Annotated in this window: 20 protein-coding genes; 2 read left to right on the forward strand and 18 right to left on the reverse strand. The window is 59.5% G+C overall.

All coding sequences use genetic code 11. The features are described from left to right. Positions 1 to 280: 280 nt before the first annotated feature. Together ileS and J7412_RS16475 are read left to right on the forward strand one after the other, a co-directional pair. Positions 281 to 3,202 carry an isoleucine--tRNA ligase gene (ileS, locus tag J7412_RS16470; protein ID WP_209079614.1) on the forward strand — a complete coding sequence of 974 codons (2,922 nt, stop codon included), beginning with the start codon at positions 281 to 283 and terminating at the stop codon, positions 3,200 to 3,202. Between the two features lie 266 nt (positions 3,203 to 3,468). Continuing rightward, on the forward strand, positions 3,469 to 3,921 hold the full coding sequence (locus J7412_RS16475; RefSeq protein WP_209079615.1) for a methylated-DNA--[protein]-cysteine S-methyltransferase: 453 nt from the start codon (positions 3,469 to 3,471) through the stop codon (positions 3,919 to 3,921). Between the two features lie 19 nt (positions 3,922 to 3,940). Here J7412_RS16475 and J7412_RS16480 read toward each other — a convergent pair whose 3' ends face one another. From J7412_RS16480 to J7412_RS16565, 18 genes are all read right to left on the reverse strand, one after another. Then, positions 3,941 to 4,636 (reverse strand): CDP-alcohol phosphatidyltransferase family protein, encoded by a 696-nt coding sequence (locus J7412_RS16480; RefSeq protein WP_209079616.1) that lies wholly within the window; start codon positions 4,634 to 4,636, stop codon positions 3,941 to 3,943. A 119-nt stretch (positions 4,637 to 4,755) separates the two neighbouring features. Beyond that, positions 4,756 to 5,580 carry an NAD(P)-binding domain-containing protein gene (locus J7412_RS16485; RefSeq protein ID WP_247743969.1) on the reverse strand — a complete coding sequence of 275 codons (825 nt, stop codon included), beginning with the start codon at positions 5,578 to 5,580 and terminating at the stop codon, positions 4,756 to 4,758. Positions 5,581 to 5,624: 44 nt separating this feature from the next. Further along, on the reverse strand, positions 5,625 to 7,025 hold the full coding sequence (locus J7412_RS16490; protein WP_209079617.1) for a PepSY domain-containing protein: 1,401 nt from the start codon (positions 7,023 to 7,025) through the stop codon (positions 5,625 to 5,627). Positions 7,026 to 7,097: 72 nt separating this feature from the next. Next, positions 7,098 to 7,451 carry a DUF2946 domain-containing protein gene (locus J7412_RS16495; RefSeq protein WP_209064461.1) on the reverse strand — a complete coding sequence of 118 codons (354 nt, stop codon included), beginning with the start codon at positions 7,449 to 7,451 and terminating at the stop codon, positions 7,098 to 7,100. A 13-nt stretch (positions 7,452 to 7,464) separates the two neighbouring features. After that, positions 7,465 to 8,118: a ribosome biogenesis GTP-binding protein YihA/YsxC gene (gene yihA / locus J7412_RS16500; RefSeq protein WP_209079618.1), complete on the reverse strand. Its 654-nt coding sequence runs from the start codon at positions 8,116 to 8,118 to the stop codon at positions 7,465 to 7,467. Further along, positions 8,118 to 8,861 (reverse strand): MOSC N-terminal beta barrel domain-containing protein, encoded by a 744-nt coding sequence (locus J7412_RS16505; protein ID WP_209079619.1) that lies wholly within the window; start codon positions 8,859 to 8,861, stop codon positions 8,118 to 8,120. Before J7412_RS16505 ends, yihA begins: the two co-directional genes overlap by 1 nt. Further along, positions 8,861 to 10,687, reverse strand: a complete 1,827-nt coding sequence (gene yidC / locus J7412_RS16510; protein WP_209079620.1) for a membrane protein insertase YidC — start codon at positions 10,685 to 10,687, stop codon at positions 8,861 to 8,863. Before yidC ends, J7412_RS16505 begins: the two co-directional genes overlap by 1 nt. Positions 10,688 to 10,831: 144 nt before the next feature. Next, the gene (locus J7412_RS16515; RefSeq protein ID WP_209079621.1) at positions 10,832 to 12,385 is read right to left on the reverse strand and encodes a bifunctional diguanylate cyclase/phosphodiesterase; all 1,554 of its coding nucleotides are present in this window, start codon (positions 12,383 to 12,385) and stop codon (positions 10,832 to 10,834) included. A gap of 61 nt (positions 12,386 to 12,446) precedes the next feature. Beyond that, positions 12,447 to 13,316 (reverse strand): tRNA 2-thiocytidine(32) synthetase TtcA, encoded by an 870-nt coding sequence (gene ttcA, locus J7412_RS16520; protein WP_209079622.1) that lies wholly within the window; start codon positions 13,314 to 13,316, stop codon positions 12,447 to 12,449. A gap of 285 nt (positions 13,317 to 13,601) precedes the next feature. Then, on the reverse strand, positions 13,602 to 14,105 hold the full coding sequence (locus tag J7412_RS16525) for a hypothetical protein (protein ID WP_209079623.1): 504 nt from the start codon (positions 14,103 to 14,105) through the stop codon (positions 13,602 to 13,604). 100 nt (positions 14,106 to 14,205) lie between these two features. Further along, positions 14,206 to 14,463 (reverse strand): membrane protein insertion efficiency factor YidD, encoded by a 258-nt coding sequence (gene yidD / locus J7412_RS16530; protein ID WP_209064523.1) that lies wholly within the window; start codon positions 14,461 to 14,463, stop codon positions 14,206 to 14,208. A gap of 87 nt (positions 14,464 to 14,550) precedes the next feature. Further along, complete coding sequence (locus J7412_RS16535; protein ID WP_209064475.1) at positions 14,551 to 15,858, reverse strand: ATPase; 1,308 nt, start codon at positions 15,856 to 15,858, stop codon at positions 14,551 to 14,553. A 155-nt stretch (positions 15,859 to 16,013) separates the two neighbouring features. Continuing rightward, entirely contained in the window at positions 16,014 to 16,547 is a 534-nt protein-coding gene (locus tag J7412_RS16540) for a prepilin peptidase (RefSeq protein WP_209079624.1), read from the reverse strand. A 12-nt stretch (positions 16,548 to 16,559) separates the two neighbouring features. Then, positions 16,560 to 17,408 carry a tetratricopeptide repeat protein gene (locus tag J7412_RS16545; protein ID WP_209079625.1) on the reverse strand — a complete coding sequence of 283 codons (849 nt, stop codon included), beginning with the start codon at positions 17,406 to 17,408 and terminating at the stop codon, positions 16,560 to 16,562. 30 nt (positions 17,409 to 17,438) lie between these two features. Further along, positions 17,439 to 17,999 (reverse strand): tetratricopeptide repeat protein, encoded by a 561-nt coding sequence (locus J7412_RS16550; RefSeq protein WP_209064481.1) that lies wholly within the window; start codon positions 17,997 to 17,999, stop codon positions 17,439 to 17,441. 25 nt (positions 18,000 to 18,024) lie between these two features. Next, positions 18,025 to 18,999, reverse strand: coding sequence for a type II secretion system F family protein (locus J7412_RS16555; protein WP_209079626.1), 975 nt, complete (start codon positions 18,997 to 18,999; stop codon positions 18,025 to 18,027). A 12-nt stretch (positions 19,000 to 19,011) separates the two neighbouring features. Continuing rightward, positions 19,012 to 19,980, reverse strand: coding sequence for a type II secretion system F family protein (locus J7412_RS16560; protein WP_209079627.1), 969 nt, complete (start codon positions 19,978 to 19,980; stop codon positions 19,012 to 19,014). A 6-nt stretch (positions 19,981 to 19,986) separates the two neighbouring features. After that, positions 19,987 to 21,459 carry a CpaF family protein gene (locus tag J7412_RS16565; protein ID WP_209079628.1) on the reverse strand — a complete coding sequence of 491 codons (1,473 nt, stop codon included), beginning with the start codon at positions 21,457 to 21,459 and terminating at the stop codon, positions 19,987 to 19,989. Positions 21,460 to 21,473 lie beyond the last annotated feature (14 nt).

The following is a 21,473-nucleotide window of genomic DNA, read 5'->3' on the forward strand; positions in this document are numbered from 1 at the left end:
CCCAGCCTGATCAAGCCAGCCCGTTTGACAGCATGTGAGGGAGTTGCGATTGCCGCAGCTCCCTTTCTTATATGGTCTTGGGCGCTCTGCGGGGGCGATCATTGCTTTACCCCATGGGCTGAGCCGCCTATAAGGCGCTCATGACGCAGATATTCGCAATTATTATTCGAATTATCAGCCCGGCGCTCTGATCCAAGAACGAGCCGCCGGGACAAGGCGTATGGACTGCCGCGCCGCTCTACATCCTTCCAAATAAGACCGCCTGAAAAGGACCGGACACATGTGTGCCGATACCGTCAAAGAGACCCCAGAATACAAAGATACGCTGAACCTTCCGAAAACCGATTTCCCGATGCGCGCGGGGCTGCCCAAGCGTGAGCCTGCGTGGCTGGAGCGTTGGGAAAAGCTGGGTGTGTATGACCGCCTGCGCGAGAAAGAGGGGCGCACGCCCTTCACGCTGCACGATGGCCCGCCCTATGCGAATGGCCATTTGCACATCGGTCACGCGCTGAACAAGACCATCAAGGATATGATCGTGCGCTCCCATCAGATGATGGGTCATGATGCGCGCTATGTGCCGGGCTGGGATTGTCACGGTCTGCCGATCGAATGGAAGATCGAAGAGCAGTACCGCAAGAAGGGCAAAGACAAAGACGCGGTGGATATTGTCGAGTTCCGTCAGGAATGCCGCAAGTTTGCCGAGGGTTGGATCGACATCCAGCGCGAGGAATTCAAGCGTCTGGGCATCACCGGCAATTGGCCAAACCCTTACATCACCATGGATTATCACGCTGAGGCGGTGATTGCCGATGAGTTCATGAAGTTCCTCATGAACGGCACGCTTTATCAGGGCAGCAAGCCTGTGATGTGGTCTCCGGTTGAGAAAACCGCGCTGGCGGAAGCGGAAGTTGAGTACCACGACAAGGAAAGCTTCACGATCTGGGTGAAGTTCAAAGTGGCTGAGCCTGCCGATCACAAGCTGGCGGGCGCTTATGTGGTGATCTGGACCACCACGCCCTGGACGATCCCGTCCAACAAGGCGGTCGTGTTTGGCAAAGACATTGCCTATGGCCTTTATGAAGTGACCGGCACGCCGGAAGAAAGCTGGGCTAAAGTGGGCGACCGTTTTGTGCTGGCGGACAATCTGGCCGGTGACGTGATGACCCGCGCACGTCTGGATGCAGACATGTGGAAACGTGTCGGTGACGTGCCTGTGAGCGATCTGGAAGGTGTGGGGCTTGCCCACCCGCTGCATGGTGCGGACGGCGCGAACGGCGAATGGGATGACATGCGTGATTTCCGTGCGGCGGAGTTTGTGACCGACACCGAAGGCACCGGCTTTGTGCATTGCGCGCCATCTCACGGTATGGAGGAATTTGAGCTTTACCGTGATCTCGGGATGCTGGAGAGCGTTCTGACCTATAACGTAATGGATGACGGTGGCTTCCGCGCGGATCTGCCGTTCTTTGGCGGCAAGTACATCCTGAACCGCAAAGGCGGTGAGGGCGATGCCAACAAAACCATCATCGACAAGCTGGTGGAAGTGGGCGGCCTGCTGGCCCGTGGCAAGATCAAGCACAGCTATCCGCACAGCTGGCGCTCCAAGGCGCCGATCATCTATCGCAACACGCCACAGTGGTTTGCGAGCGTGGATCGCAAGCTGGATGACGGCAAAGGCGAGATGGGCGACAGCATCCGCGAGCGCGCGCTGCGCTCCATCGATGAGTTGGTCAAATGGACCCCGCAGAAGGGCCGTAACCGTCTTTATTCCATGATCCAGGATCGCCCGGATTGGGTGCTGTCGCGTCAGCGCGCTTGGGGTGTGCCGCTCACCTGTTTCGTGAAGAAAGGTGCGCTGCCCACTGATGAAGGCTTCCTACTGCGTGATCCTGAGGTGAACGCGCGCATCAAGGCGGCCTTTGAAGAAGAAGGCGCGGATTGCTGGTATGTGGAGGGCGCGAAAGAGCGCTTCCTTGGTGACGGCTATAACGCGGATGAGTGGGAGCAGGTGTTTGACGTGCTCGACGTGTGGTTTGACTCAGGCTCCACCCACGCCTTTGTGCTGCGTGACCGTGAGGACGGCACCGAGGACGGGATCGCCGACGTTTACATGGAAGGCACCGACCAGCACCGTGGCTGGTTCCACAGCTCGCTGTTGCAGGCGTCGGCCACGCTGGGCCGTGCGCCGTACCGCAATGTGGTGACCCACGGCTTTACGCTGGATGCCAAGGGCAACAAGATGTCCAAATCTCTGGGTAACACCATCGTGCCTGAGAAGGTTGTGCAGCAGTACGGCGCGGATATCCTGCGCCTGTGGGTGGCACAGACTGATTACACCGCCGATCAGCGTATCGGGGATGAGATCCTGAAAGGTGTGGCAGACAGCTATCGCCGTCTGCGCAACACCATGCGCTTTATGCTGGGCTCCCTCAGCGGGTTCACCGAGGCGGATCGCGTGGATGTGGCGGACATGCCGGAGCTGGAGCGCTGGGTGCTGCATCGTCTGGCGGAGCTCGATCATCAGGTGCGCAAGGGCTATGCAGAATTCAACTTCCAAGGGGTTGTCTCTGCGGTCTTTAACTTCGCCACTGTGGAGCTGTCGGCCTTCTACTTCGATATCCGCAAAGATGCGCTGTATTGTGATGGCGACACGCTGAACCGTCGCGCGGCGCGCACAGTTCTCGATATCCTGTTCCACCGCCTGACCACATGGCTTGCGCCGGTGCTGGTGTTCACCATGGAAGAGGTCTGGCTGGAGCGCTTCTCGGGGGACGACAGCTCTGTGCATCTGATCGACTTCCCGGAAACGCCTGCGGATTGGCTCAATGAGCCGCTGGCGGCGAAATGGGCCAAGGTGCGCGAAGTGCGCCGTGTTGTGACTGCGGCGCTTGAGGTGCAGCGGACCGACAAGGTGATTGGTGCCTCGCTTGAGGCGGCTCCGGTGGTGCATGTGCGTGATGCTGAAGTGGTTGAGGCGCTTAAGACGGTGAACTTTGCTGATGTCTGCATCACCTCCACCATCGACGTGAACAACGACCCAAGCCCGGCAGAGGCCTTCCGCCTGCCGGAAGTTGAGGGTGTAGGCGTGGTCTTTGAGAAGGCTGACGGCGAGAAATGTCAGCGCTGCTGGAAGATCCTGCCTGATGTTGGCAAGCACAGCCATGACGGTGTCTGTGGCCGTTGTAACGACGCGCTGGGCTGAGCCTTTTGCCAAAGAGATTGAGGAGGGTGTCCGGTTTGGGCGCCCTTTTTTTGTTGATCATGGCCCGGAACAAGGCCGCAGGCCGCCGGGCCAGCGCACGACCGCCCGCAAGGGCGTGCGCTTTGGCGAGGTGGGATTCTTGCTGCTCGTTCGGATGTGTTTGGCTGGGATAAAGCGCGCGCTTTCGGAGGTTTGAGCGCACACCCGCGTTCCTGCGCTGCCCCCGTAGCCTTGATTCCGGGTGGGGGAGGCGGCATCGTGGCGCCATGTTGCAAACCACCGTTGATACCCCGACTGGCCTTATGACCTTGACCGAAGAGGACGGGGCCATCACCCGTGCGGAATGGGGGCAGGGGGGCGCGGACGACACGCCCTTGCTGCGGGAAGCGGCGGCACAGTTGGCGGCTTATTTTGATGACCCAGCGCGCGGGTTTGATCTGCCCTTGCGGGTGGAAGCATCAGAGTTTCAGCAGAAAGTCTGTGATGCCATGCTGGCGATCCCGCTGGGAGAGACCCGCACCTATGGTGATCTGGCCAAAGAGATTGGTGTGCCTGCGCAGGCGATCGGGCAGGGCTGTGGCGGCAATCCGATACCGGTGATCATTCCCTGCCACCGCGTGCTGGGGGCCAATGGGCTTGGCGGGTTTTCAGGGCGCGGCGGCGTGGAGACCAAGGTCTGGCTGCTCAAACATGAGCGCGCGGGTGGCTTGTTGATCTGACGGCCCTAGGGCGGTCAGATCAGAGGCGTTCGCGGTAGAGGATCTGCTGTGCAGCGCCTGCGCCGAGAAGATAGACCGAGGTGGCCACAAGGCCCCAATGCGCCCAGCTTTCGGGGTGGAAATCGACCCATGCGGCCCAGCCTGCAAAGAAGGTCCATGCAAGTGCGGTGGGCAGAGACAGCCAGCGCCAGCGCTCGGTGCGCACCGGGTGGATGAACTTGATCGGCAGGAACATCGCCACTGCCAGAACGCTCACAAGCGCGAGGCTGACCCAGAAGTTCGGCTCCACCGCGAAGATCACAATCACCAGCATGTTCCAGCATCCGGGGAAGCCCGAGAAGGAATTGTCTTTGGTTTTCATGCGGGTGTCGGCGAAATAGAGCGCCGAGGTGAAGGTGATCACGATGATTGCAAACCAGCCGGTCCAGCCGTCCATCAGCCCTGATTTAAAGAGCGCGAAAGCGGGGATGAACACATAGGTCAGATAGTCGATGATCAGATCGAGCAGCACGCCGTCAAACTCAGCCGCGTTTTTCTTCACGTCGTAGTGGCGCGCGAGCGGGCCGTCGATGCCGTCCACGATGAAGGCCACCACGAGCCAAAGGAACATAAGGCTCCATTTGCTATCAACTGCGGCGAGCATCGCCAGCATGGCGAAAACCGCCCCGGTAGCAGTGAAGAGATGAACGGAGAGCGCGCGTGCATGAAGTGTCATGTCGTTGTCATGCAGCAAAATGGGGCGTTTGGCAACGGCTGAGCGCGCCTCTTGTAAGGCACTTTTTAGAGAGATGTCTTTGTGATGTGTGTGGGGTTGTGAAAGCTTGGCTTGTGGGCTCAGGCGCGTGGTTTGAGCGCGCGGATCTGGGCTTTGATGAGATCAGGCAGCGCGGTGTCGGCACCTTCCGGCGCGGCGTCCAGCGCGGAGGCCACGTCTTTGGTGAGGATGCCGATTGTGTTGTCCGCTTCCCAGCCGTCGCGGGCAAATTCGATCTCCTCAAATCCTGAGGCGAGCCAGTTTTGCCCCGATGAGGTGTGGATGAGATCCAGAAGCGCGCGTTCGTCCAGACCGCTTTGGTCGGCCCAATCGAGCACAAGGCGGGTCATGGCGGTGTTGGAGGCGGCGAGCAGGTTGTTGAGCACTTTGGCCTGCATGCCTGCGCCAAAGGCTCCCATGTGGTGAAAATGCGCGCCTATGGCCTCAAACAGAGGCTGATGCGTGGCGATGTCCAGTGGCTCGCCGCCAAGCATGAAGGACAGCCGGGCCTCTTCGGCGGCAACGGCGGCGCCGGACATGGGGGCGTCGATCAGGGTAATCCGCGGTGGGATCCTGTCACGCAGCGCGCGGACGTAGCGTGGCGACAGGGTGGAGGAGATGATGACGGTGGAGAGATTGGGCGCGGCTGCGAGCAGATTTTGCGCGCCAAAGAGCACATCGTCGGTCTGAGCGATGTCGCGGACCACGGTGATCAGCGTGGTGAGCTGGGCCGCGAAATCGGGCAGCGCCAGAACATGCGGTGCAAGCGCGCCGAAGTCGGAGGGCGGGCGCACATCAAAGCCTTTGGCGTCAAACCCTGCAGCGCGGAGCGCGGCGAGCATCGGAGCGCCCATGCGGCCGCAGCCTGCGATGCCGACGCCGGTGACGAAATCTGGATTGGTCAAGTTGTGGCCCCCGCCTGCGTGATGCCGGCGGGGGCTCACGTGATTTAAGAGAACGCGCGTTTGAGCGCTGGTACGTTTGAGAGCACTATAACGTCAAAGGCGAGCACGGCCAGCAGGGTGAGGCCGACAAGCGGGAAGGCGATGGAGACCACGGCGGCGATCAGGAGCGCGCCTTTCCAGAGTGGCATTTCACGCGGTGCGGGTGGGGCTGCGAGACGCAGGGCTTTGCCCGGGCGGCGTTTCACCCACATGACCACGCCGGAGACACAGAGGAAGATCACCGCAAGGCAGAACACCGTGTTCAGGATCAGGTTCCAAAGCCCCATGAGGCCCATGTGGAAAGGGATGCTGACCGCCATGGATTTGCCAGCGACGGAATAGTCGGCAAAACGCACCTCGGCGAGGATTTTGCCGGTGTATTGATCCACATGCACGGTCACATCGCCCATCGGGTCAGTGCTGTCGCTGCTCATGCTGTCACGGTTGATGGTCCAGACGCCTGTTTCATCCCCCGGGTAAGCGACGCGGAAGCGGCCCTCCAGCCCCAGCGCGCGCCCCAAAGCCACGAGGCTGTTGATGTCGACTGCTGCGCCTTCGGGGGTGCCGGTGACGCCCACATCGGAGCCGGAAGCAGGCATTGGCGTTTGCTCAAGCGCCCATGGCACGTCGTTCTGGTTGCCGTGGCCCATGGCGGCGTGGGTGCTGTCTGACAGAGGCACGTTGTTCCATTTCTCAGCCGGGAAGGTGGACCAGGCCTGAACAAATTTGCCACCCCAGATGCCGGCCCATGCCAGACCGGAGATCAGGAAGATCACCATGAGGGCCGAGATCCAGAAGCCGACAACCGCGTGCAGGCTTTTCCAAAGCGCGCGGCCACGGGCGGCGAGGTTTGGCACCAGAACGGAGACGGAATTGCCACGGGGCCACCAGATGTAAAGCCCGGTGAGCACCAGAACGAGGCCGAGGCCTGCGGCGATCTCAATCAGGCGGTCACCTGTGTCGCCCAGCAGCAGAGAGCCGTGCACGTTGTCAGCAAAATCATACCAGCCGGTGCGGCGGTCCCAGCTTTCCAAAACGGCGCCGGTGTAGGGATCAACAGCGACGAGCTGTTGGTTGGCCTCTGTTTTGACGCGGAAGACCGCAGCGAGGCTGTCGCTTTTGGGGCCGATGTATTCGACCACGGTGCCGGGGACGGCGTTGGTGGCGGCCTCGGCCTGTTCTGAGATCGAGAGGGCGGTGGCTTGGGGCGTGACGGCGATTTTCTCCCCGTCGCGCCCGTCAAACTGGGTGATGAACATCATCATCATTCCGGTGATGGCAAGCATCATCAGGAAGGGGATCACATAGAGACCGGCATAGAAATGCCAGCGCCATGCGGCGAAATAGAGTTTCTGGGACAGGGTGTTGGGGGCGGCTTCGCCGCTGAATTGGCTGTTCTGAGCCATGAAGATATCTCCTGACAGACCGCAGCCCGGGCAATCGGGGCGGTTTGGATAAAGCTAGGTTTTGAAGGGGTGTCAGGAGAGGGAAGGGGGGCCGCGCGCGTCATAGCGGCGGTGAAAGCCTGCGCTTTCGTGGGTGAAGCCCTGATGTTGCCAGAGCGCGGTGAGCGTGCCCTCCAGCAGCAAAGGGTGCGGGCCGTCCGCCACAATGGCGACGTCAGGCACAGCGGAGAAGGCGCAGGGGCTGCGCTCTTCGCCGGTGCGTTCGTGCAATGGCACAGGCTCGCCGTTTTCATCGACGAGCATCTCCACCATTTCATCTGCGGTACAGAGCACGAGCAGGATGTGGCCGTCGTCCATCACCTTTGGCATCCACCCTTTGGGGATGACAGCTGTCAGGCCGATGGCCAACAGCAGGATGAGGGGCAACAGCCGGTGCAATTTATGCGAGCCCTGCGATGATGGCACGCAGGGTGCCGATGCCGTCGCCCTTCTCAGAGCTGGTCAGCACCATCTCAGGATAGGCGGCCGGGTGTTTGGCGAGTTTCTCGCGCACCTGCTTGAAGATCTTTTCGCGATCTTTCTCTTTCACCTTGTCGGCTTTGGTCATCACCACCTGAAAGGTCACGGCGGAGCTGTCGAGAAGAGACATGATCTCTTCGTCCACGTCTTTCACGCCATGGCGGCTGTCGATCAGCACAAAGGCGCGGCGCAGGTTGGCGCGGCCGGAGAGATATTGCTTCAGCAGGCGCTGCCATTTCTCCACCACCGGCAGGGGCGCGTTGGCGTAGCCATAGCCCGGAAGGTCCACAAGATAGTGGCTGTCGGTCAGGGTGAAGAAGTTGATTTCCTGCGTGCGGCCCGGTGTGTTGGAGGCGCGCGCCAGACGGGTGCGCCCGGTCAGCGCGTTGATCAGGCTGGATTTACCAACATTGGAGCGGCCCGCAAAGCAGACCTCCACACGGTCACCGGCGGGCAGGCCAGCCATGGCCACCACACCTTTGAGAAAGTCGGAGTTGGCACCATTGAAGAGCTTGCGGCCGCGCTCCAGCGCGATCGGTTCCGGGTCTTCGACAAATGGGAAGGGCAGTTGCATCAGAGAAGCTCCGCTGTGTCGCCGACGGAAATGTCGCCGGATTTGGTTACGACACCGTAAACGCCGAAGTCCTGATGGCCATAGGCCCCCTTCAGTGCGCCCAGCGTATCGGCATCGCGCACGCCGGTATCGGGATTAGATGTGGTGGCAAGACAGCGGGTGATGCGCTCGCGCACTTCGATTTCGGCGGTGCCGATGCGCAGGGTCTTTCCGATCCAGTCAAATTCGGAAAACGCCTCAAACCCGTCCAGCCAGATATTGCCGCGCCAGCGCTCTGTGGAGAGGGATTGGCCCAAGAGCTCCTCGACAGCGCGGTGGCTGGCGATGGCGTGGATGGCGATGGAGGGGAAGTTGCTGTCGGTCATGCCAACCTCGCCTGCAGGCAACAGTTTGGCACTGGCGGCGCGGTCTTTGGGCATGATCGGGCGCACCCAATCGATCAGCTTGTCGCCCTGGGTGGCGGGATCGATGGTGAGTTCCCACAGATCAGGGTGGTTCAGGGTGATTTTGCCGCTGTCCTCATCCACCTTGGCGGTGATCGCCATCAGGGCAGGGGCCCCGGCGGCACGGGAGAAATTACGGCAGGAGGCCCATTCGCCACCTTCGGTCTTGGCAGCCTCATGGGCCACGGCCCAGCGGCGATCCCAGGGGAAGGTCTGGCCTTCGACCAAAGAAATGTGACCCACGGACTCGCGTCCGTGGGCCTTGATTGGGTGTCTCCAAAGTGCGGCAACTGTGCCCATCACTTGGCGTCCTCTTTTGGTTTTTTCTTAAAGCTGGCTTTGATGTTGCCAAATACGTCCGGTTTGTAGCCGTGCTGACGCATGATGGCGTACTGCTGCACGAAGGTGATCACGTTGTTGGTGATCCAGTAGACCACAAGGCCGGAGGCAAAGCTGCCGAGCATGAACATGAAGACCCATGGCATCCAGGCAAAGATCATTTGCTGGGTCGGATCGGTGGGTGCCGGGTTCAGCTTTTGCTGCAGCCACATGGAGATACCCAGCAGGATTGGCAGAATGCCGAGGCTGAAGATCTCAAAGAAGCCCAGTTCAGGGATGCCGAAGGGCAGCAGGCCGAACAGGTTGAAGATCGAGCTTGGATCCGGTGCGGACAGGTCGGTGATCCAGCCAAGCCATGGGGCGTGGCGCAGCTCCAGCGTCACGAAGATCACTTTATAGAGCGAGAAGAAGATCGGGATCTGGATCAGGATCGGCAGACAGCCGGCCGCTGGGTTGACCTTCTCTTTCTTGTAAAGCTCCATCATGGATTGCTGCATTTTCTGACGGTCGTCGCCGGCCGCTTCTTTCAGCTTTTCCATCTGTGGCTGGAGTTCTTTCATCTTCGCCATGGAGGCATAAGATTTATAGGCCAGCGGGAAGACGATGATTTTCAGGATCACGGTCAGGCCGATGATTGCCCAACCCATGTTGCCGATCTGGACGTTCAGCCAGTGCAGCAGCGCAAAGATTGGCTTGGTCAGGAAGGCAAACCATCCCCAGTCGATGGATTCAACGAAGCCCTGAACACCGCCCTCGTTCTGATAGGCGCGGATGGTGGCCCATTCCTTGGCACCAGCAAAGAGCTGGCTGGAAGTGGTGGCGGTCTCGCCCTCGGTGACGGTGAGCGTGCGCATCACGGCTTCGGTCTGGTAGATGTCGCGGTTTGCGTCATATTTGGCGACCGATTTGAAGCCTGTGCCCGGTGCCGGGATCAGGGTGGCCATCCAGTAGTGGTCGGTGAAGCCGGTCCAGCCGTTGGCCTCCACCTGTGTCACCTCTGCCGGTGCGCCTTCGCGTTGGTCAAAGGTGAAATCGGTCATGTCGTCATAGTCGATTTCGGCCAGCTCGCCGTCCGCCATGGAGACCATGCCTTCGTGCAGGATGAAGAAGTTCTTCAGATCCTCTGGCTGACCGTAGCGGGCCAGCACACCGTATGGTGCGAGGGACACGGAGCCTGCGCCGGTGTTCTCAACCGATTGGTCCACGGAGAACATGTAGTTGTCGTCCACGGAAATGGTGCGGCGGAAGGTCAGGCCTGCGCCGTTGTCCCAAGACAGGGTCACGGGCGCGTCTTCGCGCAGGATCTCGCCGCTCTCAACAGACCAGAGGGTGTTGGAGCCGGGCACCTGATCAAGGTTCAGACCCGCGCCGGGGGCCCAGCCGTAAAGCGCGTAGTAGGCGTTTGGCTCACCGTTGGGAGACAGCAGGGTTACGATTTCGGAATCGGCGTCCTGAGTCACGCGGTAGTCGTTGAGTTTCAGATCGTCGATGCGGCCGCCCAGCAGGGAGATCGAGCCGGTCACGCGGTCGGTTGCGATGTCCAGACGGGGCGCATCTGCAGCGGCTGTTGGCTCGGCACCCGTGGCAGCGGCAGAGGCCGTGTCGGTGCCAGCGCTGCTCAGGGCAGGGGCCGTAGACGGCGTGGCGGCATCAGTGCTTTCTGCGGTGATCGCCGGGGCGTTGGGATCCTCCACCGCTTCTGGTGGGGGAAACAGGGTGAACCAGATCAGGATGACGCCAAAGCTGAGCGCCGTCGCGAGGATGAGGTTCTTGTTCTGATCGTCCATTGCCGCAAGCCATCTGTCGTTGAAACGTTGGGGAGGTTCAACAGAGGTGGGGGCCAAAGGTCAAGGGGATTCGACTGGAATCACAGGAAAGCCGTTGTGTCGTTGCTTGTCTGTGCGGGTGGCGCGTGGCTGTTGGCGCGCAGATCAGCTCGGTTTGTTGCCGATCTGGAGGGCCGGGCCGATCTTTTCCTGATGGGCGGCCATCCATTTCAGGGTCTCATGGAACGGCATTGGGCGGGCGATGCCGTAGCCCTGCACGTGAGAGCAGCCGAGCTGCGCCAGCATGGCGTGTTCTGCGGAGTTTTCCACGCCCTCGGCGAGAGTTTCGAGGCCCAGACGCTCTGCCATGGTGACAATCGCGGCAATCATGCGCTGCTGCTCCTGATCGCGGTCGACATTGGTGACAAAGGAACGGTCAATCTTGATGCGCTTGACCGGCAGGCGGCGGATGGAGGAGATGGAGGCGTGGCCGGTGCCAAAGTCATCCAGATCCACAGAGCAGCCAAGGGCGGAGATGGCTTCAAGGTTGCGCACCACCATATCGTCAGGCGCACCAGCCACCACGCTTTCCAGCACTTCGATGCCGAGACGCGCAGGCAATAGCTCGGTGCGGTCGAGTTCCCATTGGATGCGCTCTACCAGAGTGGGGCTGCGCAGCTCTTCGCCTGCGAAATTCACACCAACAACCGGCACGCTGTAGCCCGCATCATCCCAAGCACGCAGGGCACCAAGGGATTGGCGCAGCATCAGGTCGGCAAGCTGGCTCATCTGTCCGGTCTGTTGCAGGACGTCGAGAAACTGGATGGGGGCAAGGATGCCGCGTTCGGGGTGTTCCCAACGGGCCAGCGCCTCAAAGCCGGTCACAAGGCCGGTGTCGGTGGAGACCTGCGGCTGGAACCACGCGCGGATTTGGTCGCGCTGCAGGGTGCGGGCCGCTTCGCTTTGGGTTTTGCGGCGGGAGATCACCTTGCGGCCCATATCCGTGGAATAGGCGCGGATGTTGGAGGCACCGGTGAGCTGCGCCTCGTTCATGGCCATTTCGGAGGCCTGAATGAGCGCTGTCGCGGTTGGGCGGCTCAGACGTGAGGACAGGCAGAAGCCCACGGACACGCTGACATAGATGGAGGCCATCTGCAGGGGCACCGGCTCTTCCAAAGCGGTCTGGAAACGGGTGGCCATCTGGATGCCGCTTTCGACATCAAAATAGGCCACAGGTGCCAGTGCGACAACAAAGGCCGCATCGCCGGAGCGCGCCACCATATCGTCAGAGCGCAAGGCGCTTTTGAGACGGTTGGCGACATTGCGCAGCACGTCTTCGGCGGCCTGATCGCCGTGGTTTTCACGCAGACGGGCAAAATTGTCGATCTTGATGGAGAAGCAGGCGGTCACGCGACCGTCGTGCTCCAGCGTCGCCATCTTGTCCTGCATCTTGTGCTCAAGGCCCGTGCTGGTCAGCAGGCCGGTCAGCCCGTCTGTTTCACTGCGGCCGCGGCGCTTGCTGCTTTCGGAAAACGGCGAGAAGGCCAGAAACGGCAGCGGCAGCAGGAAGGCGCAGATCAGCAGGCCGATCTCGCCAAAGATGAACCATGCCGCCAGAGTCGCCAAAGGCACGACAAGCGGAAGCGCTTGCCGGACATGAGACTCCTGAACCCAGAATGCACGAAGCGATTCCAAGAGCTGTCCCAGCTTTGACTGCATTTGACGTTTCCCGTGCGGCATAAAACTCGAACTACTCTTATCGATTCTCTTAAGTGATCCGTTAACGCAGCTTAGGAATGCTGTCGGAATTTTGTTCAAATTTTACTGGATCACGCATCAAACCGGCAAAATCGAAGAGGTTCGGATCCATCATGTGGCTGGGCCGTACGTTGGTGAGGGCTTTGAACATCACCTGCCGACGACCGGGGCTGTTGGCCTCCCATTGGTCCAAAATCTGTTTGACCTGCTGTCTTTGGAGCCCGTCTTGCGAGCCGCAGAGATCACACGGAATGATGGGGTAGTTCATCGCATTGGCAAATTTCTCGCAATCGGCTTCGGCCACATGGGCGAGAGGGCGGTAGACAAAAAGATCCCCTTCTTCGTTAACCAATTTGGGGGGCATGGTCGCCAGGCGCCCGCCGTGAAAGAGGTTCATGAAAAATGTTTCCAGAATGTCGTCGCGGTGGTGTCCCAGAACCACGGCGCTGCAGCCTTCTTCGCGGGCAATGCGGTAGAGGTTGCCGCGGCGCAGACGTGAACACAGTGCACAATAGGTGCGACCGGCCGGAACCTTGTCTTTCACGATCGAATAGGTGTCCTGATATTCGATGCGGTGCGGAACCTTCATGCGCTCCAGAAATTCGGGCAACACGGTTGCCGGAAAGCCCGGCTGGCCCTGATCCAGGTTGCAGGCCAGAAGCTCGACCGGCAAAAGGCCGCGCCACTTCAATTCATGCAAAATAGCCAACAGGGTATAGGAATCCTTGCCGCCGGAGAGGCACACAAGCCAGCGCGCGCCGCGCTCAATCATACCGTATTGTTCGATTGCCTCACGGGTTTGGCGTACGATTCGTTTGCGCAACTTCTTGAAACTAGCGGAAGAAGGCGCGCCGTGAAAAAGCGGGTGAATATCATCGAGATCATCAAGCATGTGCGCCTTATGCGAAGTCTTGGGCAAAGGTCAATCTGTCCCCAAAGTTATCCACAGGAGAGTCATGCGGCGCAAGCTGAGATTCGCAGTCAAAGGCCCTGTTTTTTATGGTGCGCCTCAAAGCTGTACAAAAGATTGGTTTTTAGTGAGCTTTTGCGCGCCAGAGGTGTGAGGAAATAAAAATGGGACCGCTTAAGGTGCAATCCCATTCTTAACCATTCGGCGCTTTGTCTTACGCCTTTGGTGTCAGGCGTCAGGCACCGCTGCTTATGCGTGCTGAGCGGCTCACTGAACTTGCTCTTGGTTGCATTTGCGCGCCAGATCGAGCGCCTTGGCGGTGCCGGTCAGATCAACGGTGAAGCTGTAGTGTTTTTCCGGGAAGACAATCATGGTCTGCTCGCGGCGGATGGCCTCGTAAACAGCGGGGTTGTCGGTCAGGACGTAGCCGCCGCTGTAGCCCTTGGTGATATTGCCGCGCATGCCGGTGGCTTCGCCAACATAGATTTCATCGCCGAGCAAAATGCCAACCGCTTCTTTGTCGCCGCGCTTGATGTCTGTCTCGGCTGTGGTGAACACGCCGATGTAGCCGATGCCGCGATCTTTGGTCAGGCCCATTTGGATCACGTTGTCGAGTTGATCCTTGGTCTCAACAAGGCAGGATTTCTTTTCGGTGTCGATGTGGACATTCCACCCCTCAATCGCGCCGTAGCCGACAAATTTATCCGCATAGCTGGCGGAAGCGGCGAGAGTGGCGACAACTGAGGCCGCGAGAAGACGTGAAAAACGCATGGGAAAACTCCAAACAAATCAATGGGTGATGCCACAGCTCTAGGTAGATTAGTGGGGCCTGTCCAGAGTGCCTCGCGTGAGCGGCAGAAATCGGCGGGTTTCAGGACTTTGAGCAGCCGCAGTGTTTGTCGTCTTTGCCGTCCGGGACCGGATCATAGCCTGAGCTGCCGAGCGGATGGCAGCGCCCGATGCGGCGCAGAGTGAGCCAGCTGCCTTTGACCGCGCCATGTTTTTCCAAAGCTTCCAGCGCATAGGCGGAACAGGTTGGTTGATAGCGGCAGTTAAACCCCACCCATGGGCTGAAAATCAGCCGGTAAGCTTTGACCGGAAGGGCGAAAAGGCGGGCGAGGGGCGTCATGGCCGCAATGTAGGCCTTGGCGGAGAAAAGAAAAAGGGGGCGCAGCAACGCTGATCCCCCTGAGACTGTCTTTGGCAATGGGGCCGGTTACTTCACAATGTGCTCGTCTTTCACAAACATATTGGACCAGGCGCGGTCGATGAGGTCGGGGCGCATCTGGTAGGGAATGCCCTCAAATTCGCAGATGGAAATCATCTGGTCGATCAGGAACACCGGCTGATAGTTCGCATAGGTGTTGTCGATCGTGGGATATTTGGTTTTCAGCAGATGCACGAGGCTGGCTTCGTCCAGCGGCAGACCTTTTTTCTTGGCAACCAGCGCGAAGATTTTCAGGAAGTTCTCCTGACTTGGGCCGTCGATTTTGATCTTGTAGAAAATCCGGCGCAACGCCGCTTGGTCAAAGATCTCATTCGGGTGGAAGTTGGTGGAGAAAATGACGAGTGTGTCAAAAGGCACCTCGAATTTCTCACCGGACTGAAGGGCAAGGATGTCTTTGCTTTCCTCAAGCGGAACAATCCAACGGTTCACGAGCGCCTGAGGCGGTTCTTCCTGGCGGCCCAAGTCGTCCACGATGAAGATGCCGCCGCTGGACTTCAGCTGCAGAGGCGCCTGATAGGTGCGCGCGGTTGGGTTGTAGACCAGATCAAGCATGCTGAGGGACAGCTCACCCCCGGTGATCACGGTGGGGCGGTCACATTTGACATAGCGGCTGTCAAAGCGTGCGGTGCGGCGCAGGCTCGACATGTCTTGTTCTTCGGCTTCGGCGGCGGAGTGCACAATCGGGTCATAAACGGTGATCACCTGACCGGCGTATTCGATGGCGTGGGGCACATAGACCTTATCCCCCATTGCGTCGCGAATGCCGTTGGAAATCGAGGATTTACCGTTGCCGGGAGGGCCGTACATCAGGATGGAGCGGCCGGAACCCACAGCCGGTCCCAACTGATCCAGCAGGGTGGGGGGCAGGATGAGATGCCCCATTGCGTTGGTCAGTTGGTCCCGGGTGATCTGGATGTTGCGGATGGACTGGCGTTTGACCTGCTCGCGGTAGACTTCGAGCGGCACTGGCATGGCGCCGAAATACTCGGACTGGGCCAGCGCATCCATGGCGCGGGATTTGCCGGCATCGGTGAGCTGATAGCCCATTTCATTGCCGCTGTTGGCGTTGAGTGTTCCGGTGGCCTCAAGCAGCTTCTGTTCGCGCGCCATATCCACCAGCTGTTGGGTGACGGCGATGGGTAGGCAGACGGCCTTGGCGATTGCGGTGACCATGTCCACGTTTTTGCGGAAGATGGTTTTCAGCAGAATGTCCCGCATCATGACAACAGGCAGTTGCATGTCTTCGAGCCGCTTGGGGGGCGGCGGGGCCATCACATTGGTGGTCTGCATATTCATGGATGGATCGCTCCTAATCGGGCCACGGCTGGCCCCATTGCTGTTTCCATCTCATAGACAATCAAAAGGTGGCGTTTTTTGGGCCGCATCAAGCCGCGAAGGTGAAGCTTGCACAGACAGCGGCTTGCAAAAAGCGCCTTCGCCAGATCGCGGTGTTACTGGCCGTAAAAAGCGCCGAGCAGGAGGTATGTACAGAGCATCAGGCCGATGCCGGTGCCCATGGGCAGGGTCATCTGATCGCCTTTGCCCACAGCCACGCCGTCAGCTGAGGGTTTCAGCCGCCATGCGGCCCAGTCAGGCGCAAGTTTGCGCAGGGGTGTGAAGCGCACGATCAGGGTGGCAACGGTGGCGGCGATCAGCGAGGCAAAGGCAATCCACATCATGTCGCCCGCGTCTGCGCGGTCCACAAAAAGCGCGCCAACGGCGGCCATTTTCACGTCGCCAGCCCCCATCTGCCGCAGCATCCACATCAACAGGAGGATGGCAAAGACCACCGCGTAATTGGCAAAACGCCAGACAAAATCCATCAGCGGCAGGGAGGCAAGGCCGACCACAACAAAGACGGCAAAGAGCGCCCAAACGGTCATGTTGCTGATCCGTTTGAACTTCATGTCGACATAGAAAGCATACAGGCAAATCGGGAGCGCCAAGATCAGCGACCATAGCGCAAAACTACTGGAAACCTGCATCTTTATAAAGCCTTAGGTGCGCTCAAGTGCATCCAGAGCACGGACCGCTGCCTCAAAGTGCTGCGGGTGCGTTTCGATGGCTTCGCGCAGCAGAACCTTGCCGGTCTCGGTGTCGCCTTGCTTGATCGCTGAAAGCGCAAGCGTGTGCAGCAGCTGCGCGCGCTCGGTTTGCACCATGGGCACAACAGGCAGCGTGTATTTGCGCTGCGCGCCACGGGCGAGAACCATGTTGTTCTTGGCGGTGAAAAGCGTGCTGTCCTGACGGATGGCCTCGCCAAACAGGCGTTCCGCTTCGGCGTAGTCGCCGCGGGTCAGTTTGGAGTAGCCCCAGTTGTTCATCACACCGCCGGGGCGTGTGGTCAGACCAACCGCGATTTCATAGAAGCTGTCGGCGCGGTTCCATTCCTGATTGCTGTCCGCAATCATGGCCTCAAGGCGATAGCGCTTGAAGGTCTCATGGGTGGGAGGAATGCTGTCCAGCGTCTTTTCGGCTGCGTCCCACTGGCCTGCACGGATTTGCGCATCGGCGAGATCAACGCGGTCGTTTGCGGTACTCTCTTTGTGTTTGGTGACACGTGTCCAGGCCGGGACGGCCTCGGTGAAGCGTTTTGCGCGCACATAAGACACCGCCAGACCACGCTGAATATCAATACGGTCCGGGTTGTCGTTCAACGTGCGTTGGAAATAGGCAATGCCTTCGTTTGGATCCGCCACCGTCAGCATCACATCTGACAGGTTGCTTTCATCCAGCGCGTTCACGTCCTGAATCGCGCGCTCAACGCTCTCTTGGTCGCTATCGGAGCAGGCTGCCAAAACAACCAAGCTTAGCCCGCAGATCGACCCCAACACAGTATGGCGCATTTTTGCGTCCTTTGCTGCTCGTGCCTTCAACTATGGTGTCTGACGGATGAGATAGTCACTGCTGCCCCGTCGAACCAACTTATATTCTTGTGGTTTTTCGTCAGCATAGCTGGGTTGATTCGATTTTGCGAGCGCTAAGCGCAAATTATCCCGGATTGCGTCACTTTCGCCATTGTCCAGCGCATAGGCCCGTCTGAGGATCTGTTCGGCCTCGGCGTTTTTGCCCTGTTCCATCAGCGCAACGCCAAGATTGTTCCAGGTTTCGGGGTTTGTGTCATCTGCCTGAGTGGCCTCCCGCAGCATGGTTTCTGCTTGCCCCAGACGGCCCATGACCAGATTGGCGGTGCCAACAGCAGAGATCACTTCGGGCGTGCGGCCCTGATCCACGGCGGCGCGCACAAAGGCGTCCATGGCCAGCTCGTATTCGCCCGCATCCATCAGGCGCCAGCCCACAAGCAAACCGTCAACCGCTGGTTCAGAGCGGTCCACGGCGGGCGCGTAGGGGCTGTCTTTGGACGCCCCAAGGCCGCCCGTGTCACAGGCGGCCAGTGAAAATGCTGCGATAAGGGCGCAGGCCCGAAAACCTGTCATCTTTTTTGCTTTTGCTCGTTTTGCCTTATTGGCCGAGCTGCGTGATCCCGATCACGGATGGGCTGACCAGAATGATCAACAGCGGCGGCACTGTGAGCATCATTGTGGCCAATGTCATCTTTGTTGGCAACTTGTTTGCCGCCTCTTCCGCCCGCATCACACGTTTGTCACGCATCTCTCCGGCATAGACCCGCAGAGCCTCGGCGATGGAGGTACCAAAGGTGGCCGATTGGATCAGCACGGTCACAAAGGAGGACACATCCTGCACGCCGCAACGCTCGCCCATGTCAGAGAGCACCTGAGATTTGTCTTTACCGGCTTTCATCTCCTGCGCGACGATCTGAAATTCCTGACTGAGCGCCGGATAGGAGGCGCGCAACTCGGCAGCAACGCGGACGATGGATTGATCGAGCGACTGACCGGCTTCCACGCAAACCAGCATCATATCGAGGCTGTCAGGGAAGCCTGCGGTGATTTCCTCTTTGCGCTCTTCAACGCGGCGGGTCACCCAGTATTTCGGCAGCATGTAGCCTGCCGCACCGGGGCCAAGGGTCCAGAGCATCATGTCGGTGGTGCTGGAGTCCGGGGTCTGCTTCACGAAGATAAAGTAGCTCACGCCCAAGATCAGACCGCCGATGCCCAGAAGAAACTGTGCCAAATGATAGGCGCGCACCGCATCGCGGGACGGGTAGCCTGCCTGCATCAGTTTGAGGCGGACAGAGCTCAGTTCCTCTTCGCTTTGAGGCTCCAGGAAGGCTTTGTATTTGTCGAGTTTGGCGTTGGCCGCCTTGCGCCGCAGCTTATCCTGTTGTGAGTTCTTGGTGTCTGTCTTGCCGCTTTGCGCGCGCTTGAGCTTTTCGATGGGGTCATCCTGACGGGCGACCATCATGGCGAAAACCAGCAGGGCAAAGAAGCCGCCAAGCACCAGAACAGCGAGTAGGGGACCTTGGGGACCGATCATGTCGGTCAACATCAGGTTCAAGGCTTCCATAGTGGTCATAGTGGTCTCTCCTCAAACTTTGATGTTGGTCAGGATTTTCATCACGATGAGGTTCAGGCCAAGGAACATGCCCACGGCGATACAGCCGGGAATGTAGAGCCAGTGGTCTTTGACTTCGTCGTAGTAGTTCGGGTCCATCACGTTGATCACGATCAGCGCCAGAACCGGGAAGGCGGACAGGAATTTGCCGGACCATTTCGCCTCGGCGGTGATGGCTTTCACGCGGCGGAACAGGCGGAAACGTGCGCGGATCACCTTGGACAGGCCGGCGAGGATTTCTGCGAGGTTACCACCGGATTGCTGCTGGATGGTCACGGCCACAGACAGAAAGCGCATGTCCTGCATGTCCAGTCGTTCGGCCATATCCTTGAGCGCGTCGCCCATGTCGCGACCATAGGCGGCCTCATCGGCGATTACACCAAATTCGGTGGCCAGTGGGTCTTCGATTTCCTTGGAGACGATCTGAATGGCGGAGGAGAACGGGTGGCCCACCCGCAGGCTGCGCACCATAAGTTCGATGGCGTCAGGCAGCTGCTCTTCGATCAGAGAAATCCGTTTGTTGGCCTTCATCGACACCCAGGTGAAGACGCCGCCAACGCCCATCATCACGCTAATGGCGGCGCGGGTCACGGTGCCTGTTTGCGTGCCGACGGAGAGACCCACAAAAGCAAAGATGGTGAGCGCGACCATGATCAGGATCAGCTGTTGGGGCGAGAAGGCGATGGCCGCTTTCTGGGCCTTTTCAGCCAGCACCGAATAGAGCGGGATGCCGCGGTTTTCGGTGTGCTGTTTCATCTCCTTGCGGAGCTGTTCCAGCACCTCTTCGCGCTTGGCGCCCTTGTCGAGCATCTCTAGGCGGCGGTTGACGCGGCTGTTCAGGCTGATCGATTTGCCAAAAACAGTCAGGTAGATGCCTTCGACCAGAACGAAGACACCCACAAAGATAAGCCCGTAGACAATGAGTTCGGGTGAGAATGGCATGTCGTCTTACCCCGCAGACGGTTCGTAAATTTCAGGTGGCAGGTCATAGCCCCAGAGGCGGAAGCGCTCGGAATAGTGGCTGCGCACGCCGGTGGCGGTGAAGTGACCGATAATCTTGTTTTCCGGTGTCAGGCCGGTGCGCTGGAAGCGGAAGATCTCCTGCATGGAAATCACGTCGCCCTCCATGCCGGTGATCTCGGTGATGGAGGTCATCCGGCGCGAGCCGTCCTGAAGGCGGGAGGCCTGCACGATCAGGTTCACCGCCGAAGAGATCTGGCTGCGCACCGCTTTGATCGGCATTTCGATCCCGGCCATGGCGATCATGTTTTCCAGACGGGAGATACCATCGCGCGCGTTGTTGGCGTGGATCGTGGTCATGGAACCGTCGTGGCCGGTGTTCATGGCCTGCAGCATGTCGATCACTTCTTCGCCGCGGGTCTCGCCCACGATGATCCGGTCAGGACGCATCCGCAGAGCGTTTTTCAGACAGTCGCGCGGGGAGACCTCGCCTTTGCCTTCCACGTTGGGCGGGCGGCTTTCCATCCGGCCCACATGGGTCTGCTGCAGCTGAAGTTCCGCCGTATCCTCGATGGTCAGGATGCGTTCGGCGTTGTCGATAAAGGAGCTGAGCGCGTTGAGCGTGGTGGTCTTACCGGAGCCGGTACCACCGGACACAATCACATTGAGGCGCGTGGCCACGGCGGCCTGAAGATAGGCGGCCATTTCCTCAGAAAAAGCGCCAAAACGCACCAGATCGTCGATGCCCAATTTGTCTTTCTTGAACTTACGAATGGAGACCAGCGAGCCGTCCACCGCAATCGGGGAGACCATGGCGTTAAAACGCGAACCATCCGCCAGGCGGGCGTCCACATAGGGGTTGGATTCATCCACCCGGCGACCCACGGCGGAGACGATCTTGTCGATGATGCGCAGCAGGTGGCGTTCGTCTTTGAACACCACATCGGTCAGCTCCAGCTTACCGGCGCGTTCCACAAAGATCTGCTTGGGTCCGTTGACGAGAATATCGTTGACGGTTTCGTCCTGCAGGAGGGTTTCCAGCGGACCAAGGCCCGTGACCTCGTCATAGAGTTCCTGAAAGACCGTCGTGCGCTCTTCGCGGTTTAGGACAATAGCCTTTTCCTGCAGCACTTCGGTGGCAATCGCCGTGATTTCCGAGCGCAGTTCCCGCTCGGAGGCTTTGTCCAGCGCAGCAAGGTTCAGGTTGTCCAGTAGCTCGCGGTGCAGCTCCAGTTTGATTTCCCCAAGCCGCTCCTTGCGGCGGCGTTCCTTATCGCCCGCGACCACTTCGCCAGCAGCCTGCTGCGCCATCGGGCGGCGCATGATCTTTTTGGCCTCGACCGCAGCTTCCGGTGCCGGGGCTGTGGGGGCGGGCTTTGCAGTTTTTTTCTGCGCGACGGCCGCCTTTTGGGCGACTGCGGCGCTGGGCTTGGCGTCGGCTTTTTTATAGCGGGAGAACATGGGGTGATCCCTCT

It is taken from the genome of Shimia sp. R9_3 (genome assembly GCF_017743755.1).
In the GTDB taxonomy this organism is placed as follows: Bacteria; Pseudomonadota; Alphaproteobacteria; order Rhodobacterales; family Rhodobacteraceae; genus Shimia.